The sequence below is a fragment of the Streptomyces sp. B93 genome, from assembly GCF_018070565.1.
Classification (GTDB): domain Bacteria; phylum Actinomycetota; class Actinomycetes; order Streptomycetales; family Streptomycetaceae; genus Streptomyces.
This window is the reverse complement of sequence record NZ_JAGPXL010000010.1, coordinates 38266-53533: the sequence shown is the minus strand read 5'-3', so window position 1 is coordinate 53533 and position 15268 is coordinate 38266. Positions and strand designations below refer to the sequence as shown.

The window sequence follows — 15268 nt, the reverse complement described above, 5'->3', positions numbered from 1 at the left end:
CCCGAGGGCGGGCCTCGGTCGTGGACCTCATCGCGGAGCGGCGACCGGGGTCGCCGTCACGATCAGGTTGCGCTGGTAGCCGCCCCGGTCGGGGTCGAACGGCGGCGCACAGGTGATCATGGTGAGCACCGGCTCGCCGGTCCTGGCGAAGACCTCCGCGGGCAGCCGGTCCTTGTCGACTGAGGCACGGGCGACGACGCGGTACGTCACCGGAGGACCGGAGGCACGCCGTACGGTCACGTCGTCGCCCGGCCGGACGTCGACGAGGCGGGCGAAGGCGCCGAGTTCCCCGGTGCGGGAGTCGACGTGCCCCATGAGCACGGCGGAACCGGCGGGCGCTCCCGGGGACGGGCCGTGGCGGTACCAGCCCACCCGGTCCGGGTTCCCCGGGATCTCCGCGCTGCCGTCGCGGGCCACACCGACGGGCTCGACGTCCGCCCGCAGTCCGACGCGGTCGATGTCGACGCGGCGCGGGAGGGCCGTAGGGGACCGGTCGGTGGTGTCCGCCGGGGTGGCCGGGTCCGCGGGCGCCGACGACGCGGGCCGTACGTCGAAGTCGGCGGCCGGTGGCGGGCGTTCACCGGACGGGGCGAGCGCCAGCACCGCCGCTCCGGAGACGGCCAGCAGGGCTGTCGCCGCTGTCTGGAGCCGTCCCCGGAGTCGTGGCACCGGCCTCCCCTCAGCCACGGTCGCGTGCCGCCAGGCGACGGGCGCTGAGCACGCCCGCGAGCGCGAGCAGTCCGACACCGGCGGCGTAGGCCAGCCACGCGTCGGCGTCGTTGGCGCCCCCGGCAAAACCGGCGTTCACGCCCGAGGGCGCCGAGTCCATGCCGCTCAGGGACTGCGTCTTCAGCGCGAGGTTGTCGTCCTGGGCGCTGCCCCAGGCGTAGACGATGTTGGTGGTGCCCTCCTTCAGATCGAGGTCGGCGGGGCCGATGGCGTTGTCGTCGGTGCCCGCGAGGACGACGTCCGCCGACACCGTCCCGGCGGCCACCTCGGCGGTGTCCTCCTTCGGGTTCTCCAGCCCCTTGAACACGGGCTGGCCGCCCGCCCTGACGTCGACGGCGGGCGCCGCCGCGACATGGCGGACCGTGAGGCGCGAGTCGCCCGCGGCCACCGTCGAGGTGTCGTTGACGAAGGCGTTCAGCTCCGGCTCGCCGTCGGCGTTGAGGTGGGCCACGACGGTCGCGTTGGCTCCGGCCGGAACCTCGACGGTCTTCTGGAGGACGGGTTCGCCCTGCGGGTCGGCCCCGGCCTCGAAGACCTCGAGGTCGTAGGAACCGGCGGGCAGGGGCTGGGGTTCGGTGAGCGTGCCCGGCTCGAAGTCGGGGATCAGCTCGTCGCCGTTGGCGTAGACGTCGACGGTGAGACCGGGTACGGCGTGGAAGACGGAGACCATGGCCTGGTCGTCCTCGGCGGCGTTCGCGGTGGCCGCGCCGCCCAGTGCCAGCACGCCGCACACACCGAGGGAGGTCGCTGCGGCAACAGGGGTCCGGGAGTTCATGGCTGGATGTCCCTTCAGGCCGCCCACTCCTTGTGAGTGAGTGCACAAGGTCTTCGGCGGGGGGCTCGGCGCGGGATGCAGCTTTCTTCCGGTGGTTCCGCCGCCCTCGACGAGGCTCGGCCAAATCGTTGCGCTAACGATGCGAATTGCACTCGTGCATCGTTTCGGAGGACGTTCGACCCAACGGTGTTCCTCTACCTGGGAGCGGACGATGGCTGCTACCGCCCAGCCCGACACAACCCGGCGCGCCGACGCTGAGCGCACGCGTCCGCGCCCCCCGGACCCTGCGGACGCGCCCGCCCCGCTCCCGCCGCACGGGGAGACCGCCGACGACGCGGAACTGGCCCGGCGCTTCCGGGCCGGGGACGAGCAGGCGCTGACACTGGCGTACCGGCAGTGCTCGGCCCTGGTGTACACGCTTGCCCGACGTTCACTCAACGACACGCAGGCCGCCGAGGATGTGACCCAGCAGGTGTTCCTCGCCGCCTGGCGCGGCCGCACCCGCTACCGGCCCGAGCGCGGCCCGCTGGCCGGGTGGCTGGTGGGCATCACCCGCCATGCCATCGCCGACGCGCACGCGGCACGGGCGCGCCGGGCCGACATCGAGAGCGTGTCGGCGCGGCAGCAGGAGGAGGCCGTACGGCACTGGGGCGTCGACGAGAGCGAGGCCGCCCTCAACCGCGTCCTGGTCCTGGAGAAGCTGCGACGCCTGACACCCGTGCAGCGGCGGCTGCTGGGCCTGGCCGTCTACGGCGACATGACGCAGGTGCAGATCGCCGAGGAGACCGGTCTGCCGCTGGGCACCGTCAAGAGCCACATCCGCAGGGGCCTGCACGCGCTGCGCCGGGCCATGGAGCCCCCCGCCTGACCATGACCGCCACTGGAGACGGGTGATGGGTGTCGACGACGTGCACGAGGAGACCGGGAGCGGTGTCGGTGTGACCACCGGCTCGCTGGCCCGGAAGCTCGGCATCTCCCCCACGACCCTGCGGTCCTGGGACCGCCGTTACGGGCTGGGACCGGCGTCCAGGGTCGAGGGGCGCCACCGGCGCTGGACGGCCGAGGACGTCGCGATGGTGCACGAGATGTGCCGCCTGACCGCGCGGGGCGTTCCCCCGGCCGAAGCGGCCCGCACCGCCAAGGCCCACGCCACGGGCACCCCCGACGCGCCCCTCCCGCCCGCGCTCCCCTCCCACGCCCCCGACGAGGAGACGCGCCGCCGGTGCCGGGGGCTCGCCCGGGCGGCGGTCCGGTTGGACGTGCGGGCCGTGCACGAACAGATCACGACGGCCATCGCGGCGTACGGCCTGATCGGCGCCTGGGAGGAGGTGCTCACCCCGGCCCTGCGGCTGGTCGGACGCAGATGGGAGTCCTCCAAGGACCGGTACGTGGAGGTCGAGCACCTGCTGTCCTGGCACATCTCCGTGGCGCTGCGCGAGAGCTACGCCCGCTCCGCGCTCGCGGTGCGGGGCGAGCCCGTGGACACGCGCCCGGCCCTGCTGGCGTGCCTGCCGGGCGAGCAGCACACCCTGCCGCTGGAGGCGCTCACCGCAGCGCTGGCGGAGCGGGGCCGGGCGGTGCTGATGCTGGGCGGCGCGGTGCCGGTCGAGGCGGTGGAGGCCACCGTGCGACGGGTCGGCCCCGCCGTCGTGGCGCTGTGGTCGCAGTCCCGCAGCACCGCCGACCTCCCGCTGGCCCGGCACCTCGCGGCGATCCGCTGGGGCATCCCGGGCGCCCGCACCCGCAGCCGGGTCCTGCTGTGCGGGCCGGGTTGGGGCTCGCACACCGGTTCCGGACTCCCGCGGCCCACCGGACTGCGTGACGCGGTCCGGGCGGTGCTCGCCGCGGGCGGCGCCGACGCGGGCCCCCGGGCGGCAGGCAGCGGAGGTGGCGCCGAGTCCGCGTGAGTCACGCCCGCCCGTCACTCCGTACGCACTGGATGCGTGAGGTTGGCTCCGGTCGCCGGATCGAAGACGTGGGCCTTGGCCATGTCGACCCGCAGCTCCACGGGTTCTCCCTCGCGGGCTCGCGTGGCGGCGTCCAGCCGGGCCACGATGTTGCGGGTGTCGGCGCCGGTGTCGCGCAAACCCGAGTCCTTGGCGAGTTCCTCGAGTTCGGTGGTGGTCGCGGGCCCGCCCTCCGCGGTGAAGTAGACGTACGCGTCGGAGCCCAGCGACTCCAGCACCTCCACGGTGGCGGTGAGGACCGGGCCCGTCCTGTCCCGGTCGTGTGACAGCGCCACGTCCTCGAACGCCTCCGGTCGCAGCCCGACGATGACCTCGCGGGGCGCGTCCTGGCGTTCCAGTGCCCGCCTCGTGCGGTCGTCGAGGGTCAGGTCGCCCAGGGACGAGCGCAGGGCGCCCTCCTCCAGAGTGGCGTTCAGGAAGTTCATCGCCGGGGAGCCGATGAAGCCCGCGACGAAGATGTTGCGCGGCGCGTCGTACAGCTCGGCGGGTGTGCCGAGCTGCTGGACCACGCCCTGCCTCATGACCACGACCCGGTCGCCGAGCGTCATCGCCTCGGTCTGGTCGTGGGTGACGTACACGGTGGTCGTGCCGAGGCTCCGCTGTAGCCGGGAGATCTGGGTGCGCATCTGCACACGGAGCTTGGCGTCCAGGTTGGACAGCGGCTCGTCCATCAGGAACGCCTTGGGGTCGCGGACGATCGCCCGCCCCATGGCCACCCGCTGGCGCTGACCGCCCGAGAGGTTGGCGGGCTTGCGGTCAAGGTGCTCGGTGAGGTCGAGGATCCGGGCGGCTTCCGTCACCTTGGTGTCGATGGTGTCCTTGTCCACCTTGGCCAGGCGCAGCGGGAAGCCCATGTTCTCCCGGACGTTCATGTGCGGGTACAGGGCATAGCTCTGGAACACCATGGCGACGTCGCGGTCCTTGGGAGCCAGGTCGTTGACGACCCGGCCCCCGATGCGCAGGGTGCCCTCGGTGATGTCCTCGAGCCCGGCGATCATGTTCAGGGTGGTGGACTTGCCGCATCCGGACGGACCGACCAGGATCACGAACTCGCCGTCGGCGATGTCGATGTCCACGTCCTTCACGGCGAGGGACCCGTCGGGAAAGCGCTTGGTGACTCCCTCAAGGATGATCTCGGCCATGGGTGGTGTCTCCTTGCCTCGGCCCGTTCACCCCTTGACTGCCCCGGAGGTCAGTCCGGCGACGATCCGCCGCTGGAAGAACAGGACGAACACGATGATCGGGATGGTGATGACCACAGCGGCGGCGGCGATCGATCCTGTGGGCTGCTGGAACTGCGAGCTGCCGGTGAAGAACGCGATCGCGGCGGGCACGGTGCGCGCGGACTCGGTGGACGTCAGGGAGATCGCGAACAGGAAGTCGTTCCAGCAGAAGATGAACACGAGGATGGCCGTGGTGAACACGCCCGGCGCGGCCAGCGGCGCGATGACCAGCCGGAAGGCCTGGGCGGGCGTCGCCCCGTCGACCTTGGCGGCCTTCTCCAGGTCCCAGGGGATCTCCCGGAAGAACGCCGACAGGGTGTAGATCGCCAGCGGCAGGGAGAAGGTCATGTACGGGATGATCAGCCCGAGCCAGGTGTCGAAGATCCCGATGATCCGCTCGATGTTGAACAGCGGTGACACCAGGGAGATCGGGGGGAACATGGCGATCAGCAGTGACACGCCGATGAGCACCCGCTTGCCGGGAAAGCGCAGCCGGGCCACCGCGTAGGCGGCCATGGTGCCCAGCGCCACCGCGATCACCGTGGCGATCAGGGCGATACCGATCGAGTTGATCAGCGCGCGGGTGAACTCGGCGGTCTCGAAGATCCCCCGGTAGTTCTCCCAGGTCCAGTCCGTCGGGATGTAGTTGCCGTCCGTCAGGGTGCTGGGGTCCTTGAACGACAGCGCGGCGATCCACCACACCGGGAACAGGGCGTACAGCACCACCACCGCGTTCAGGACTCCCCATCGGGCGGCGTGCTTCCTTCCCACCGCGGCCATCAGCGCTTCACCTCCGCGCCGGGTGCCGCCGTGCCGAACAGTTTGACGAAGGTGAAGGCGATGATGGCGACACAGAGGAAGATCAGCACCGAGATCGCCGACCCGATGCCCAGGTTCAGGGCGGTGAAGAGGTTGTCGTACCCGAGGATCGACAGGGAGCCGGTCCCCTGGGCGCCCGCGGTCAGGACGTAGATGTTGTCGAAGATCCGGAACGCGTCCAGGGTGCGGAAGAGCAGTGCGACCAGGATGGCCGGTTTCATCAGCGGCAGCATGACCTTGGTGAAGCGCTGCCAGGCGGTGGCCCCGTCCACCATGGCAGCTTTCAGGGTCTCCTCGGGGACCAGCGCGAGGCCCGCGAGCAGCAGCAGGGCCATGAACGGCGTCGTCTTCCACACCTCGGCGAGGATGATCAGCCAGAGGGCGGGCCACTTCTCGGTCAGCGGAGCCTCTCCGCTGGGCAACAGCTCGGCGAGGTACCCGAGGTCCGGGGTCCAGGCGTACTGCCAGGAGAAGGCGGCGACCACGGTGACGATCCCGTACGGGATGAGGACCGACGTACGGACGGTGCCCCGCCAGAAGATCGTGCGGTGCATCACCAGGGCGAGCCCCATTCCGAGGACCAGTTCGATGGTCACGGACACAGCGGTGATGAAGAGCGTGACCCAGAAGGCGTCCCACCAGAACGGGGAGGACAGCACCGCCCCGTAGTTGCTCAGGCCCACGAACTCCGCTCGTCCGGGAAACCGCAGGTCGTACCGCTGGAGGGACAGATAGACGGCGTACCCGATGGGGTAGGCGGTCACCGCGGTCATGACGAGGACCGCGGGCGCGCACAGGAGCCAGCCGAGCCGCCGCTCCTGTCTGGCACCGGCCGAGAGCGCCGCCCGGTCCGGCTCCGCCCGCGGCGTCCGCGTCCCGGGGGGCGGTGGTGCCCCGGCGGAGTGGGGCGGTGGGAGTTGGTTCACGGGATCACACCCTCGGATCGCAGGGCCTCGTCGATCTGCTCCCCGATGGTCTGGACGGAGCTCTCCGGTCTGATCCCGGACGGTGGAGACAGCGTGTGGGAGACCGCGATCGACACGTTCTGGTAGACCGGAGTGATGGGGCGCACGCTCGCCGACTCCAGGGCGGCCAGCACGTCCTTGGAGAAGGGGTACTCCTCGATGAACGCGGGCTCGTCGTACAGGGCGCGCAGGGTGGGCGGCAGACCGCCCTCGAGTGCGGCGGTGAGCTGGTTCTCCCGGTTGCGCAGGCACAGCGCCGCCTCGAAGGCCAGGTCGGGGTGGCGCGAGTAGGCGCTCACCGCCAGGTCGATGCCGCCGATCGTGGGCCGGGCCGGGCGGTCCGGGTCGACCCGGGGGTAGGGCGCCCAGCGGAAGTTCTCGAACAGTGCCGGGTTGTTCGCCTTCATCGACGGATAGACGAACGGGTAGTTGAGCTCGAAGGCCGCCGCCCCCGCCTCCATCGCGAGGCGGTTCTGGTCCTCCATCTGGTTGGGCAGGGAGGGGTCCGCCGCCCGGGATTTCGCCAGATCCCGCATGATCCCGGCGGCCCGCACGGCGGGAGGGCCGAGCGAAGGCTCGGTCGCGCTCGCGTTGAGGATGCTGCCGCCCGCACTGCTGATCAGCGTGTTGAACCAGACGGTCAGGCCCTCGTACTGGGCGCCCTGGATCTCCACGAAGTGCGGTTTGCCCTCCCGGGCCAGGGCCTCGGCCATGTCCAGCATCTCGGCCCAGGTCCTGGGCGGAGTGGGCACCAGGTCCTTGCGGTACCACAGGAGCTGGGTGTTGGTGTTGTACGGGACGGCGTACAGCTTGCCCTTCCAGGTCGAGGTCTGGAGCGGTACGCGCAGGGTGCCCTCCTCGGCCCGCCGCTTCGCCGTCCCCGTCCATTCCCGGATCCAGCGTGCCTCGGCGAACTCCGCCGCCCAGGTGACGTCCAGGCCGAGGATGTCGAGCGAATCGTCCTCGGCGGCGAGTCTGCGGACGAGCTGCTGGCGCTGGCCGTCCGCGGCACGGGGGAGCTTGTTGTAGCTGATCCTGTAGCGGCCACCCGACGCCCGGCTGCACCGGTCGGCCGCCGACTGGAGCGCACCGGAGTCGTCGGGGAAGTTGTACCAGTTGAGCGTGGGCCTGCCGGAGCCCTCGTCACCGCCACAAGCGGCGAGCACCGACGCCAGCAAGGGCAGCACGGCGAACGCCCGCAACCACCGTGCCCTTCCGAGACGTCCCCTCCGCCCCGACACGGACCAGCAGCCCGACCTCGCGTGCACGCGCTCACACCTCGCTTCCGGACGGTGGCGGAGAGGGGGACCTCGCGCCCTACCTCCCGGAGCGAACGCTAAAGAGCGCATTAAGTAAGATCAACGACAAACCGCACCACATCACCCGGTCGGCTCACCGGGCGGACCAGGAGGGCCAGACGAACGGGGGACCCACTCCCGGACACGACGAAGAGGTCATTTCCAGCGAACTGGAAATGACCTCCGACCTGCTTCCACAAGTCGGGACGACAGGATTTGAACCTGCGACCCCTTGACCCCCAGTCAAGTGCGCTACCAAGCTGCGCCACGTCCCGGTGCCGTCTGACCTGGGGTTTCCCCCGGGTGAAACGCGCAGGGAAACAATACCGCACTCAGGTCGGTGGTCGCGCGGGGCTTTCCCGGGGACCCTGGGCTTGACCTCGACTTTGGTTGAGGTTGCAGCATCGCCGTATGACGATCATCGAGGAAGAAGGACTCGGGTACGACGACCTGCCGGGACTCATGGGTCTGATGACCGGCGACGAGAAGCACGGGCCGGCCGCGACCTCCACGCTGGACGTGCTGTGGGTGCTCTACGACCGGGTGCTGCGGGTCGGGCCGGGGACGGCGGCCGATCCCGGGCGGGACCGGTTCCTGCTGTCCAAGGGGCACGGGCCGATGGCCTACTACGCGGTGCTGGCCGCGAAGGGGTTCCTGCCCGTGGAGTGGCTGCCGGGGTTCGGGGCGTTCGACTCGCCGCTCGGGCACCATCCGGACCGGGTGCTGGTGCCGGGCGCCGAGATCGGGAGCGGGTCGCTGGGGCACGGGCTGCCGATCGCGGTGGGGACGGCGCTGGGGCTGCGCGCCCAGGGACTGGACGACCCGGCGGTGTGGGTGCTGATCGGGGACGCGGAGCTGGACGAGGGCAGCAACCACGAGGCGATCGCCTTCGCGGGGCCCGCGGGTCTTGACCGGCTGCACGCCGTCGTCGTCGACAACTCCTCCGCCAGCCACGCCCGGCCCGGCGGCATCGCGGCCCGCTTCGAGGCTGCGGGCTGGTCGGCGGTGACCGTCGACGGGCGGGACCACGAGGCGTTGTACGCCGCGTTCAGCGCGCCGCACCCGGGGCGTCCGCATGTGGTCGTGGCCCGGGTGGAGCCCAAGGCCGGATGACCGGTCCACATTTCCCGGAGTCTCTCCGACACCTCAACGACAAGGAGCAGCAGGACCCATGGACACCATGCGTGAGCGTTTCGGGCCCGTCGTCTCGCGACTGTTCGACGAGGACCCCCGGGTCGCCGTCGTGCTCGCCGAGATCGGCACCGCCGGGTTCGAGAAGGCGCGGCGGCGCCACCCGGACCGGGTGATCAATGTCGGGATCAGGGAGCAGTTGCTCATCGGGGCGGGGGCGGGGCTGGCGCTGACCGGGTTGCGGCCGGTCGTGCACACCTTCGCCAGTTTTCTGGTGGAGCGGCCGTTCGAGCAGGTCAAGCTGGACCTCGGGCACCAGGGCGTGGGCGCGGTGCTGGTGAGCGCGGCGGCCTCGTTCGACTGGCCCGCGGGCGGCTACACGCACATGGCCCCGGGCGATGTGGCGCTGCTCGACACGCTGGACGGCTGGACCGTGCATGTGCCGGGGCATCCCGACGAGGCCGAGACCCTGCTGCGGCACGCGGTCGCGGCCGGGGACGACAAGGTGTACGTGCGGCTGTCGGTGCAGTCGAACGCGGCGGCCGTGCCCGTCGACGGGGCGCGGTTCCGTACCGTCCGCGAGGGCCGCGCGGGCGTCGTGGTCGCCGTCGGGCCGATGCTGGACGCCGTGCTCGCGGCGACCGGGGGACTCGATGTCACCGTGCTGTACGCGACGACCGTACGGCCCTTCGACGCGGCGGCGGTGCGCCGGGCCGCCGGGGCGGCGGGGGCGGACGTCGTGCTGGTGGAGCCGTATCTCGCGGGTACCTCCAGGCCGCCGTGAACGACGCGCTCGCTGATGTGCCGCACCGGGTGCTCGGGCTGGGTGTGGGGCGGCGGGAGCTGCGGCGGTACGGGACCGTCGAGGAGCATGTCGCCGCCCACGGCCTGGACGCCGCCGCGCTGCGTGAGCGGATCGCCGGGTTCCTGGCGGGCCGGCGGGTGTCCGCCCACGCGTAGGCGTCGGCCGTCTCAGGAGGCCGTGGGCCGTCCCAGGTCCGGGTGGGCGTCCTGGAGCTTGGACGGCGCCGCCTGGCGCCAGGAGTCGGCGAGGATGTCGCGCAGTTCGTCCTCGTCCTCCAGCGCGTCGAGCCGGGCCCGCACCCAGGCGAACTGCGCCTCGTGGTCGGCGATCCAGAACTTCTCCGGCTCGGCGAGGACCAGTTCGTCGCGCTCCTCCTTGGGGCAGCGCACCGCGATGGAGGTCTCGTCCTCCGGCAGCGTCGCGAACATCTTCCCGGCGACCCGGAAGGTGGGCATGCTCCAGGCGATCTTCTCCGTGGTGTCCGGCAGTGACAGGGCGATACGGCGTACGTCTTCGGCGTGCGGCATGACGGGCACGTTAGCGGCCACCACTGACAGTCAGGCGGTGGCCGGGGCGTCCAGGCGTTTGTAGTAGATCGTCGTCGGCCGCAGTTCACCGGCCGGGTTCGCCGCGTAGTCGGGGATGGTGCCGAGCCGGGTCCAGCCCGCGGAGCCGTAGAGACCTTCGGCGGGGCTGCCGGTCTCGGTGTCCAGGTGCAGCAGGGTGATCCCGGCCGTCGCCGCGGCGCACTCGGCGACGGTCAGCAGCCCGCGGGCGAGGCCCTGTCCGCGTGCCGTGCGGTGCACCATCAGCTTGACCAGTTCGGCGCGGTGGCGGCTGTTGGGCTTGTCCGGGAAGACGAGGCTGACGGTGCCCAGCACCGGCCCGGCCGGCTCCCGCCGTACCACCCACACGGCGAGCCGCCCGGCGGCGATCTCGGCGGCGCGCTCCCGCCACCAGGCGGCGGCCCGCGCGCGGTCGAACGGTGGGACGAAGCCGACGGAGGCGCCGCCGTCCACGGTGTCGGTCAGCAGTTCCGCCAGCTCATCCAGCACGGCGAGCAGTTCACGCTCGTCGAGACGGGTCGTCCTCACGGCAGGACCACCACCAGCGCATAGCGCGTGTCCGCGGGTCCCGTGCAGCGGAACCGGGTCGGCCCCCACACCCGCAGCCGCAGGCAGTCCCCGGTCTCCAGGCGGTGCGTGACGTCCCGCGCGGTCACCTCCAGTTCCCCGTCGAGCACCCAGATGTGCTGTTCGAGGCCGGGCACCGGGGGCCGGTCGTAGGCGATGTCGGCGCCCGCGGTGAGCCGTCCCTCGACGAGTTCGCCGCGCAGCCCGGGGTGCGGCGGGGAGACGGAGCGGCGTACGAAGCCGGAGGCGCGGTCCTGCCACCGGGGCTGGTCTGCGGCCCGCAGCAGCAGGGCGGGTTCCGTCTCCACCTCGCTGAGCAGCTGGGACATGGTCCGGCCGTAGACGGCGCACAGGCGGTTCAGGAGCGAGGCGGTGGGACTGGTCTCGGCCCGCTCGGCGCGGGAGAGGGTCGAGCGGCTGACACCGCTGCGCTCCGCCAGCTCACCGAGGGACCAGCCGCGTTCGGCGCGCAGCTCGGCGAGGCGGGCACCGAGGCGGGCGTCGACGGGGTCGGGCGGGGCGGCGGGAGCGGCGACGGAGTGACTCACATCCGGGATGCTATCCCATATCTGAGACGACTCCGCCTCACCCGGGCCTCAGCGCCCGGCGCCCCGCAGGCCCGCCCGTACCTTGTCCGGGGTCAGGGGCAGCTCACGGAACCGGACGCCCGTCGCGCGGCGTACGGCGTTGCCGATGGCCGCCGCGGTGCCGACGATGCCGATCTCGCCGATGCCCTTGCTGCCCATCGGGTTGACGTGCGGGTCCTCCTCGTCGATCCAGTGGGCCTCGATGTCGGGCACGTCGGCGTGCGCGGGCACGTGGTACATGGCCAGGTCGCACTCCGCGAAGTCGCCGAACGCGGGGTCCAGCGTGCTGCCCTCGGTCAGCGCCATGCCCAGGCCCATCGTCATGCCGCCGACGAACTGCGAGCGTGCCGTACGGGCGTTGAGGATCCGCCCGGCCGCGTACATGCCGAGCAGACGGCGGACCCTGGTCTCGCCGGTCACCGTGTCCACGGCGACCTCGGCGAAGTGCGCCCCGAAGGCGTGCCGCGCGTACGGGCTCTCGGCGTCGGCGCGGCCGGTGGTGTCGGCCTCGGCGCTCAGGCCTTCCGGCGGCAGCGGCCCGGTGTGCACGGCCAGCGCGGCGGCCAGCCGGGTGCAGGCGCCGTGCACCGACCAGCCCCACGACGAGCTGCCCGAGGACCCCCCGGCCAGCGGGGCGGGCGGCAGCTCGGTGCTGCCGATCTCGGTCCTGACCCGCTCCAGCGGCACACCGAGGGCGTCGGCGGCGATCTGCGCGAGGACGGTACGGGCGCCGGTGCCGATGTCGGTGGCGTTGGTCCGGACGGTGAAGGTGCCGTCGGGCAGGGCGAGCGCGAGGGCCGTGGAGGGCCGCACCCCGACCGGGTAGGTGGCCGCCGCCACCCCCTGCCCCACCAGCCGGGGCCCCTCGCGGGTGGCCTCGCGGGACCAGCGGAAGCGGTGGGCGCCCTCGCGCAGGCACTCCACCAGGTGGCGGCTGCTGAACGGCCTGCCGCTGTCGGGTTCGGTGTCCGGCTCGTTGGCGATCCGCAGTTCGATCGGGTCCATGCCCAGCTCGTCGGCGAGTTCGTCCATGGCGGACTCCAGCGCGTACATGCCCGGCGCCTCGCCGGGCGCGCGCATCCAGGACGGGACCGGCACGTCGAGGGCGACGGCGCGGTGCACGGTGAGCCGGTGCGGGGCGGCGTACATCACCCGGGCCGGGACGGCGGCCTGCTCCACGAACTCCTTGGTCCGGGAGGTGTGCGTGGTCACCTCGTGCAGCACGCTGGTCAGCCGGCCGTCGGCGCCCGCGCCGAGGCGGACCCGGTGCAGGGTGGGTGCCCGGTGCCCGGTGACGAACGGCAGCATGCGGCGGTGCAGGGCGACGGTGACCGGACGCCCGGTGTGCCGGGCGGCCAGCGCGGCGAGCACCACGTCGGGGCGCGGGGTGCCCTTGGAGCCGAAGCCGCCGCCGACGTGCTCGGCGCCGACCGTGATCCGCTCCTCGGGCATCCCGAACGCGGTGGCGAGCATGGCCCGCACGGCCGTGGTGCCCTGACTGGAGGTGTGCACGACCAGCCGGTCGCCGTCGAAGCGGGCGGTGCTGGAGTGCGGCTCCATGGGGTGGTTGTGCAGCGGCGGCACCCGGTAGAAGGCGTCCACCCGCACGGTCGACTCGGCGAACGCGTCCTCGGGCTCGCCCTGTTCACGGCGGGCGGGATAGCCCGCGTTGGCCTGCTCCGGCTCGTAGACCCCGGGATGGTCGGCGCGCAGCACCACATCGTGCGCCTCCGCCGCGTACACCACCTTCACCTCGGCGGCACCGGCCCGCGCCGTCTCCAGGTCCTCGGCGACGACCAGGGCGACGAACGCGCCGTGGTGCGGCACCCGGTCGTCCTGGAGCACCCACAGCATGGGGTCGTCCGGCTCGGCCAGCCGTGGCGCGTTGTCATGGGTGAGTACGGCGATGACGCCCGGCAGTTCCAGGGCCCGGGCGGCGTCCACGGACCGGACCCGGCCGCGGGCGACGGCGGCGGTGACGGGCCAGGCGTGGGCCCGGCCGGGCAGGTGGTGCTCGGCCGCGTACCGGGCCCGGCCGGTCACCTTCTCGGGGCCCTCGCGGCGCTCGGCGGGCGCGCCGACGGCGGTGCTGGAGCGGGCGGCGAGCGCGCTGGTGGCTGCCATGGGGGTTCCTCCTGGGTCGGTACGCGTTCAGACGGCGGCGTCCGGGGCGGGCGCCGCCAGCCCGCGCAGCACGTCCACGGCGACGTCGTGGGCCAGCGCCACCTTGTGTGCGTTGTCCCGCAGCGGCTCGGCGGCGGCCAGTTCCCGGCCGACGGCCTCCTCGAACGCGTCCTGTGTGGGGGCCACGCCCAGCAGCGCCTGCTCGGCGCCACGGGCGCGCCACGGCCGGTGCGCGACCGCGCCGAGGGCGAGCGCGACATGGCTGATCACCCCGTCCGTGATCCGCAGCACGGCGGCGGCGGAGGCGAGGGCGAAGGCGTACGAGGCCCGGTCGCGGGCCTTGCGGTAGGCGGAGGGCAGCCCGGCCGCCGCGGCGGGCAGCACCACGGCGGTGATCAGTTCGCCGGGCCGGATGTCGGTGTCGCGGTCCGGGTGCTCCCCGGGCAGCCGGTGGAAGCCGGTGACCGGGACGCTCCGGGCGCCCTCGGGGCCGTACAGCTCCACCCGGGCGTCCAGGGCGGCCAGCGCCACCGCCATGTCCGAGGGGTGGGTGGCGATGCACTGCGCGGAGTGCCCGAGCACGGCGTGGTCGCGGTGGACGCCGTCCCTCGCCCCGCAGCCGCTGCCCGGTTCCCGCTTGTTGCAGGGCTTGCCGACGTCCTGGAAGTAGGGGCAGCGGGTGCGCTGGAGCAGGTTGCCGCCGGTGGTGGCGGCGTTGCGCAGCTGGCCGGAGGCGCCCGACAGCAGCGCCTGCGACAGCACCGGGTACCGCTCGCGCACGGCCGGATGGGCGGCGAGGTCGCTGTTGCGGACGGTGGCACCCGCGCGCAGCGAGCCGTCCGGCAGCTCCGTCACGGTGTCCAGGGGCAGTCCGCTCACGTCGATGAGGGTGCCTGGCCGCTCCACACCCAGCTTCATCAGATCGACCAGGTTGGTGCCGCCGGCGAGGTACCGGGCGCCCGGCGCGGCGGCGAAGGCGTCGGCCGCCTGCTCGACGGAGGTGGCCCGGACATAGGCGAAGGGCTTCACGACAGTACGTCCTCCACCGCGTCGACGATGCGTGGATAGGCGCCGCAGCGGCACAGGTTGCCGCTCAGCCGTTCCCTGATCTCGTCCCGGGTGAGCGGCACCGGCCGCCCGGCGGGCACATCGGCGCCGGTGACCCGGGAGGGCTGTCCCACGGCGGCCTCGGCGATGGCACCGACGGCGGAACAGAGCTGGCCGGGGGTGCAGTAGCCGCACTGGAAGGCGTCCCGGTCGAGGAAGGCCCGCTGGAGCGGGTGGAGGCCGTCCGCGTCACCGAGCCCCTCCACGGTGGTGACCGCGGACCCGTCGACGGTGACCGCCGGCAGCAGACAGCTGTTCAGCCGCCGCCCGTCCACGATCACCGTGCAGGCCCCGCACTGCCCCTGGTCGCACCCCTTCTTCGTCCCGGTCAGCGCGAGGTCCTCCCGCAGCAGGTCCACCAGCATCCGCCGGTGGTCGACGGTGAGGGTGCGCGCGGTCCCGTTGACCTCGACGGTGATGACGGACCGATACGGGTCGGGGCGGGCGGTGTCGTACTGGGGGCCGTCCATGGGGGTGGCCTTCCGTGGGTCACTGACAGTGGGGGTCGCGTAACCAGGCTGAGCCACCTGACACCCTCCGGCACCTCAAGAGCATCCAGTGGAGCAACGTCCCTCAGGGGCGCGGGGAACTGCGCGAGCAACCAC

Annotated in this window: 15 protein-coding genes, 1 tRNA gene and 1 pseudogene; 4 read left to right on the top strand and 13 right to left on the bottom strand. The window is 72.6% G+C overall.

Translation table 11 applies throughout. The features are described 5' to 3' along the window. Positions 1 to 27: 27 nt before the first annotated feature. Both KBY47_RS12425 and KBY47_RS12420 read right to left on the bottom strand, forming a co-directional pair. The gene (locus KBY47_RS12425) at positions 28 to 669 is read right to left on the bottom strand and encodes a class F sortase (protein ID WP_210921109.1); all 642 of its coding nucleotides are present in this window, start codon (positions 667 to 669) and stop codon (positions 28 to 30) included. A gap of 10 nt (positions 670 to 679) precedes the next feature. Next, positions 680 to 1504, bottom strand: coding sequence for a DUF4397 domain-containing protein (locus KBY47_RS12420; protein ID WP_210921108.1), 825 nt, complete (start codon positions 1502 to 1504; stop codon positions 680 to 682). Between the two features lie 211 nt (positions 1505 to 1715). On the opposite strand from KBY47_RS12420, the gene KBY47_RS12415 reads away from it, so the two are divergent. Together KBY47_RS12415 and KBY47_RS12410 are read left to right on the top strand one after the other, a co-directional pair. Then, entirely contained in the window at positions 1716 to 2372 is a 657-nt protein-coding gene (locus tag KBY47_RS12415; protein ID WP_210921107.1) for an RNA polymerase sigma factor, read from the top strand. A 25-nt stretch (positions 2373 to 2397) separates the two neighbouring features. Next, entirely contained in the window at positions 2398 to 3411 is a 1014-nt protein-coding gene (locus tag KBY47_RS12410) for a MerR family transcriptional regulator (RefSeq protein ID WP_210921106.1), read from the top strand. A 14-nt stretch (positions 3412 to 3425) separates the two neighbouring features. Here KBY47_RS12410 and KBY47_RS12405 read toward each other — a convergent pair whose 3' ends face one another. From KBY47_RS12405 to KBY47_RS12385, 5 genes are all read right to left on the bottom strand, one after another. Then, positions 3426 to 4613, bottom strand: coding sequence for an ABC transporter ATP-binding protein (locus tag KBY47_RS12405; RefSeq protein WP_210921105.1), 1188 nt, complete (start codon positions 4611 to 4613; stop codon positions 3426 to 3428). Between the two features lie 27 nt (positions 4614 to 4640). Then, entirely contained in the window at positions 4641 to 5474 is an 834-nt protein-coding gene (locus tag KBY47_RS12400) for a carbohydrate ABC transporter permease (protein WP_247694595.1), read from the bottom strand. After that, complete coding sequence (locus KBY47_RS12395; protein WP_210921104.1) at positions 5474 to 6439, bottom strand: carbohydrate ABC transporter permease; 966 nt, start codon at positions 6437 to 6439, stop codon at positions 5474 to 5476. The genes KBY47_RS12400 and KBY47_RS12395 overlap by 1 nt, the downstream gene beginning before the upstream one ends. Beyond that, entirely contained in the window at positions 6436 to 7680 is a 1245-nt protein-coding gene (locus tag KBY47_RS12390) for an ABC transporter substrate-binding protein (protein WP_210921103.1), read from the bottom strand. The genes KBY47_RS12395 and KBY47_RS12390 overlap by 4 nt, the downstream gene beginning before the upstream one ends. A 297-nt stretch (positions 7681 to 7977) precedes the next feature. Continuing rightward, positions 7978 to 8051: transfer RNA gene (locus KBY47_RS12385), tRNA-Pro, on the bottom strand. A gap of 136 nt (positions 8052 to 8187) precedes the next feature. On the opposite strand from KBY47_RS12385, the gene KBY47_RS12380 reads away from it, so the two are divergent. Together KBY47_RS12380 and KBY47_RS12375 are read left to right on the top strand one after the other, a co-directional pair. After that, positions 8188 to 8889 (top strand): transketolase, encoded by a 702-nt coding sequence (locus KBY47_RS12380; protein WP_210921102.1) that lies wholly within the window; start codon positions 8188 to 8190, stop codon positions 8887 to 8889. Between the two features lie 58 nt (positions 8890 to 8947). Continuing rightward, positions 8948 to 9867, top strand: a pseudogene (locus tag KBY47_RS12375) (transketolase family protein). 12 nt (positions 9868 to 9879) lie between these two features. Here the strand turns inward: KBY47_RS12375 and KBY47_RS12370 are convergent. The 6 genes from KBY47_RS12370 to KBY47_RS12345 are packed head-to-tail and all read right to left on the bottom strand — an operon-like array spanning position 9880 to position 15133. Continuing rightward, positions 9880 to 10239, bottom strand: a complete 360-nt coding sequence (locus KBY47_RS12370) for an MmcQ/YjbR family DNA-binding protein (protein ID WP_210921101.1) — start codon at positions 10237 to 10239, stop codon at positions 9880 to 9882. Positions 10240 to 10269: 30 nt separating this feature from the next. Further along, entirely contained in the window at positions 10270 to 10806 is a 537-nt protein-coding gene (locus KBY47_RS12365) for an N-acetyltransferase (RefSeq protein ID WP_210921100.1), read from the bottom strand. Then, on the bottom strand, positions 10803 to 11393 hold the full coding sequence (locus KBY47_RS12360) for a helix-turn-helix domain-containing protein (protein WP_210921099.1): 591 nt from the start codon (positions 11391 to 11393) through the stop codon (positions 10803 to 10805). The genes KBY47_RS12365 and KBY47_RS12360 overlap by 4 nt, the downstream gene beginning before the upstream one ends. A 48-nt stretch (positions 11394 to 11441) precedes the next feature. Then, entirely contained in the window at positions 11442 to 13556 is a 2115-nt protein-coding gene (locus KBY47_RS12355) for a xanthine dehydrogenase family protein molybdopterin-binding subunit (RefSeq protein WP_210921098.1), read from the bottom strand. A gap of 27 nt (positions 13557 to 13583) precedes the next feature. Next, complete coding sequence (locus KBY47_RS12350; RefSeq protein WP_210921097.1) at positions 13584 to 14585, bottom strand: xanthine dehydrogenase family protein subunit M; 1002 nt, start codon at positions 14583 to 14585, stop codon at positions 13584 to 13586. Next, the gene (locus KBY47_RS12345; RefSeq protein ID WP_210921096.1) at positions 14582 to 15133 is read right to left on the bottom strand and encodes a (2Fe-2S)-binding protein; all 552 of its coding nucleotides are present in this window, start codon (positions 15131 to 15133) and stop codon (positions 14582 to 14584) included. The genes KBY47_RS12350 and KBY47_RS12345 overlap by 4 nt, the downstream gene beginning before the upstream one ends. Positions 15134 to 15268 lie beyond the last annotated feature (135 nt).

What these genes read in the sequence shown, in the direction of transcription:
- KBY47_RS12420 (WP_210921108.1), bottom strand. Translation starts at nt 1,504, where the DNA reads ATGAACTCCCGGACCCCTGTTGCCGCAGCGACCTCCCTCGGTGTGTGC.
- KBY47_RS12415 (WP_210921107.1), top strand. Translation starts at nt 1,716, where the DNA reads ATGGCTGCTACCGCCCAGCCCGACACAACCCGGCGCGCCGACGCTGAG.
- KBY47_RS12410 (WP_210921106.1), top strand. Translation starts at nt 2,398, where the DNA reads ATGGGTGTCGACGACGTGCACGAGGAGACCGGGAGCGGTGTCGGTGTG.
- KBY47_RS12405 (WP_210921105.1), bottom strand. Translation starts at nt 4,613, where the DNA reads ATGGCCGAGATCATCCTTGAGGGAGTCACCAAGCGCTTTCCCGACGGG.
- KBY47_RS12400 (WP_247694595.1), bottom strand. Translation starts at nt 5,474, where the DNA reads ATGGCCGCGGTGGGAAGGAAGCACGCCGCCCGATGGGGAGTCCTGAAC.
- KBY47_RS12380 (WP_210921102.1), top strand. Translation starts at nt 8,188, where the DNA reads ATGACGATCATCGAGGAAGAAGGACTCGGGTACGACGACCTGCCGGGA.
- KBY47_RS12370 (WP_210921101.1), bottom strand. Translation starts at nt 10,239, where the DNA reads ATGCCGCACGCCGAAGACGTACGCCGTATCGCCCTGTCACTGCCGGAC.
- KBY47_RS12355 (WP_210921098.1), bottom strand. Translation starts at nt 13,556, where the DNA reads ATGGCAGCCACCAGCGCGCTCGCCGCCCGCTCCAGCACCGCCGTCGGC.
- KBY47_RS12345 (WP_210921096.1), bottom strand. Translation starts at nt 15,133, where the DNA reads ATGGACGGCCCCCAGTACGACACCGCCCGCCCCGACCCGTATCGGTCC.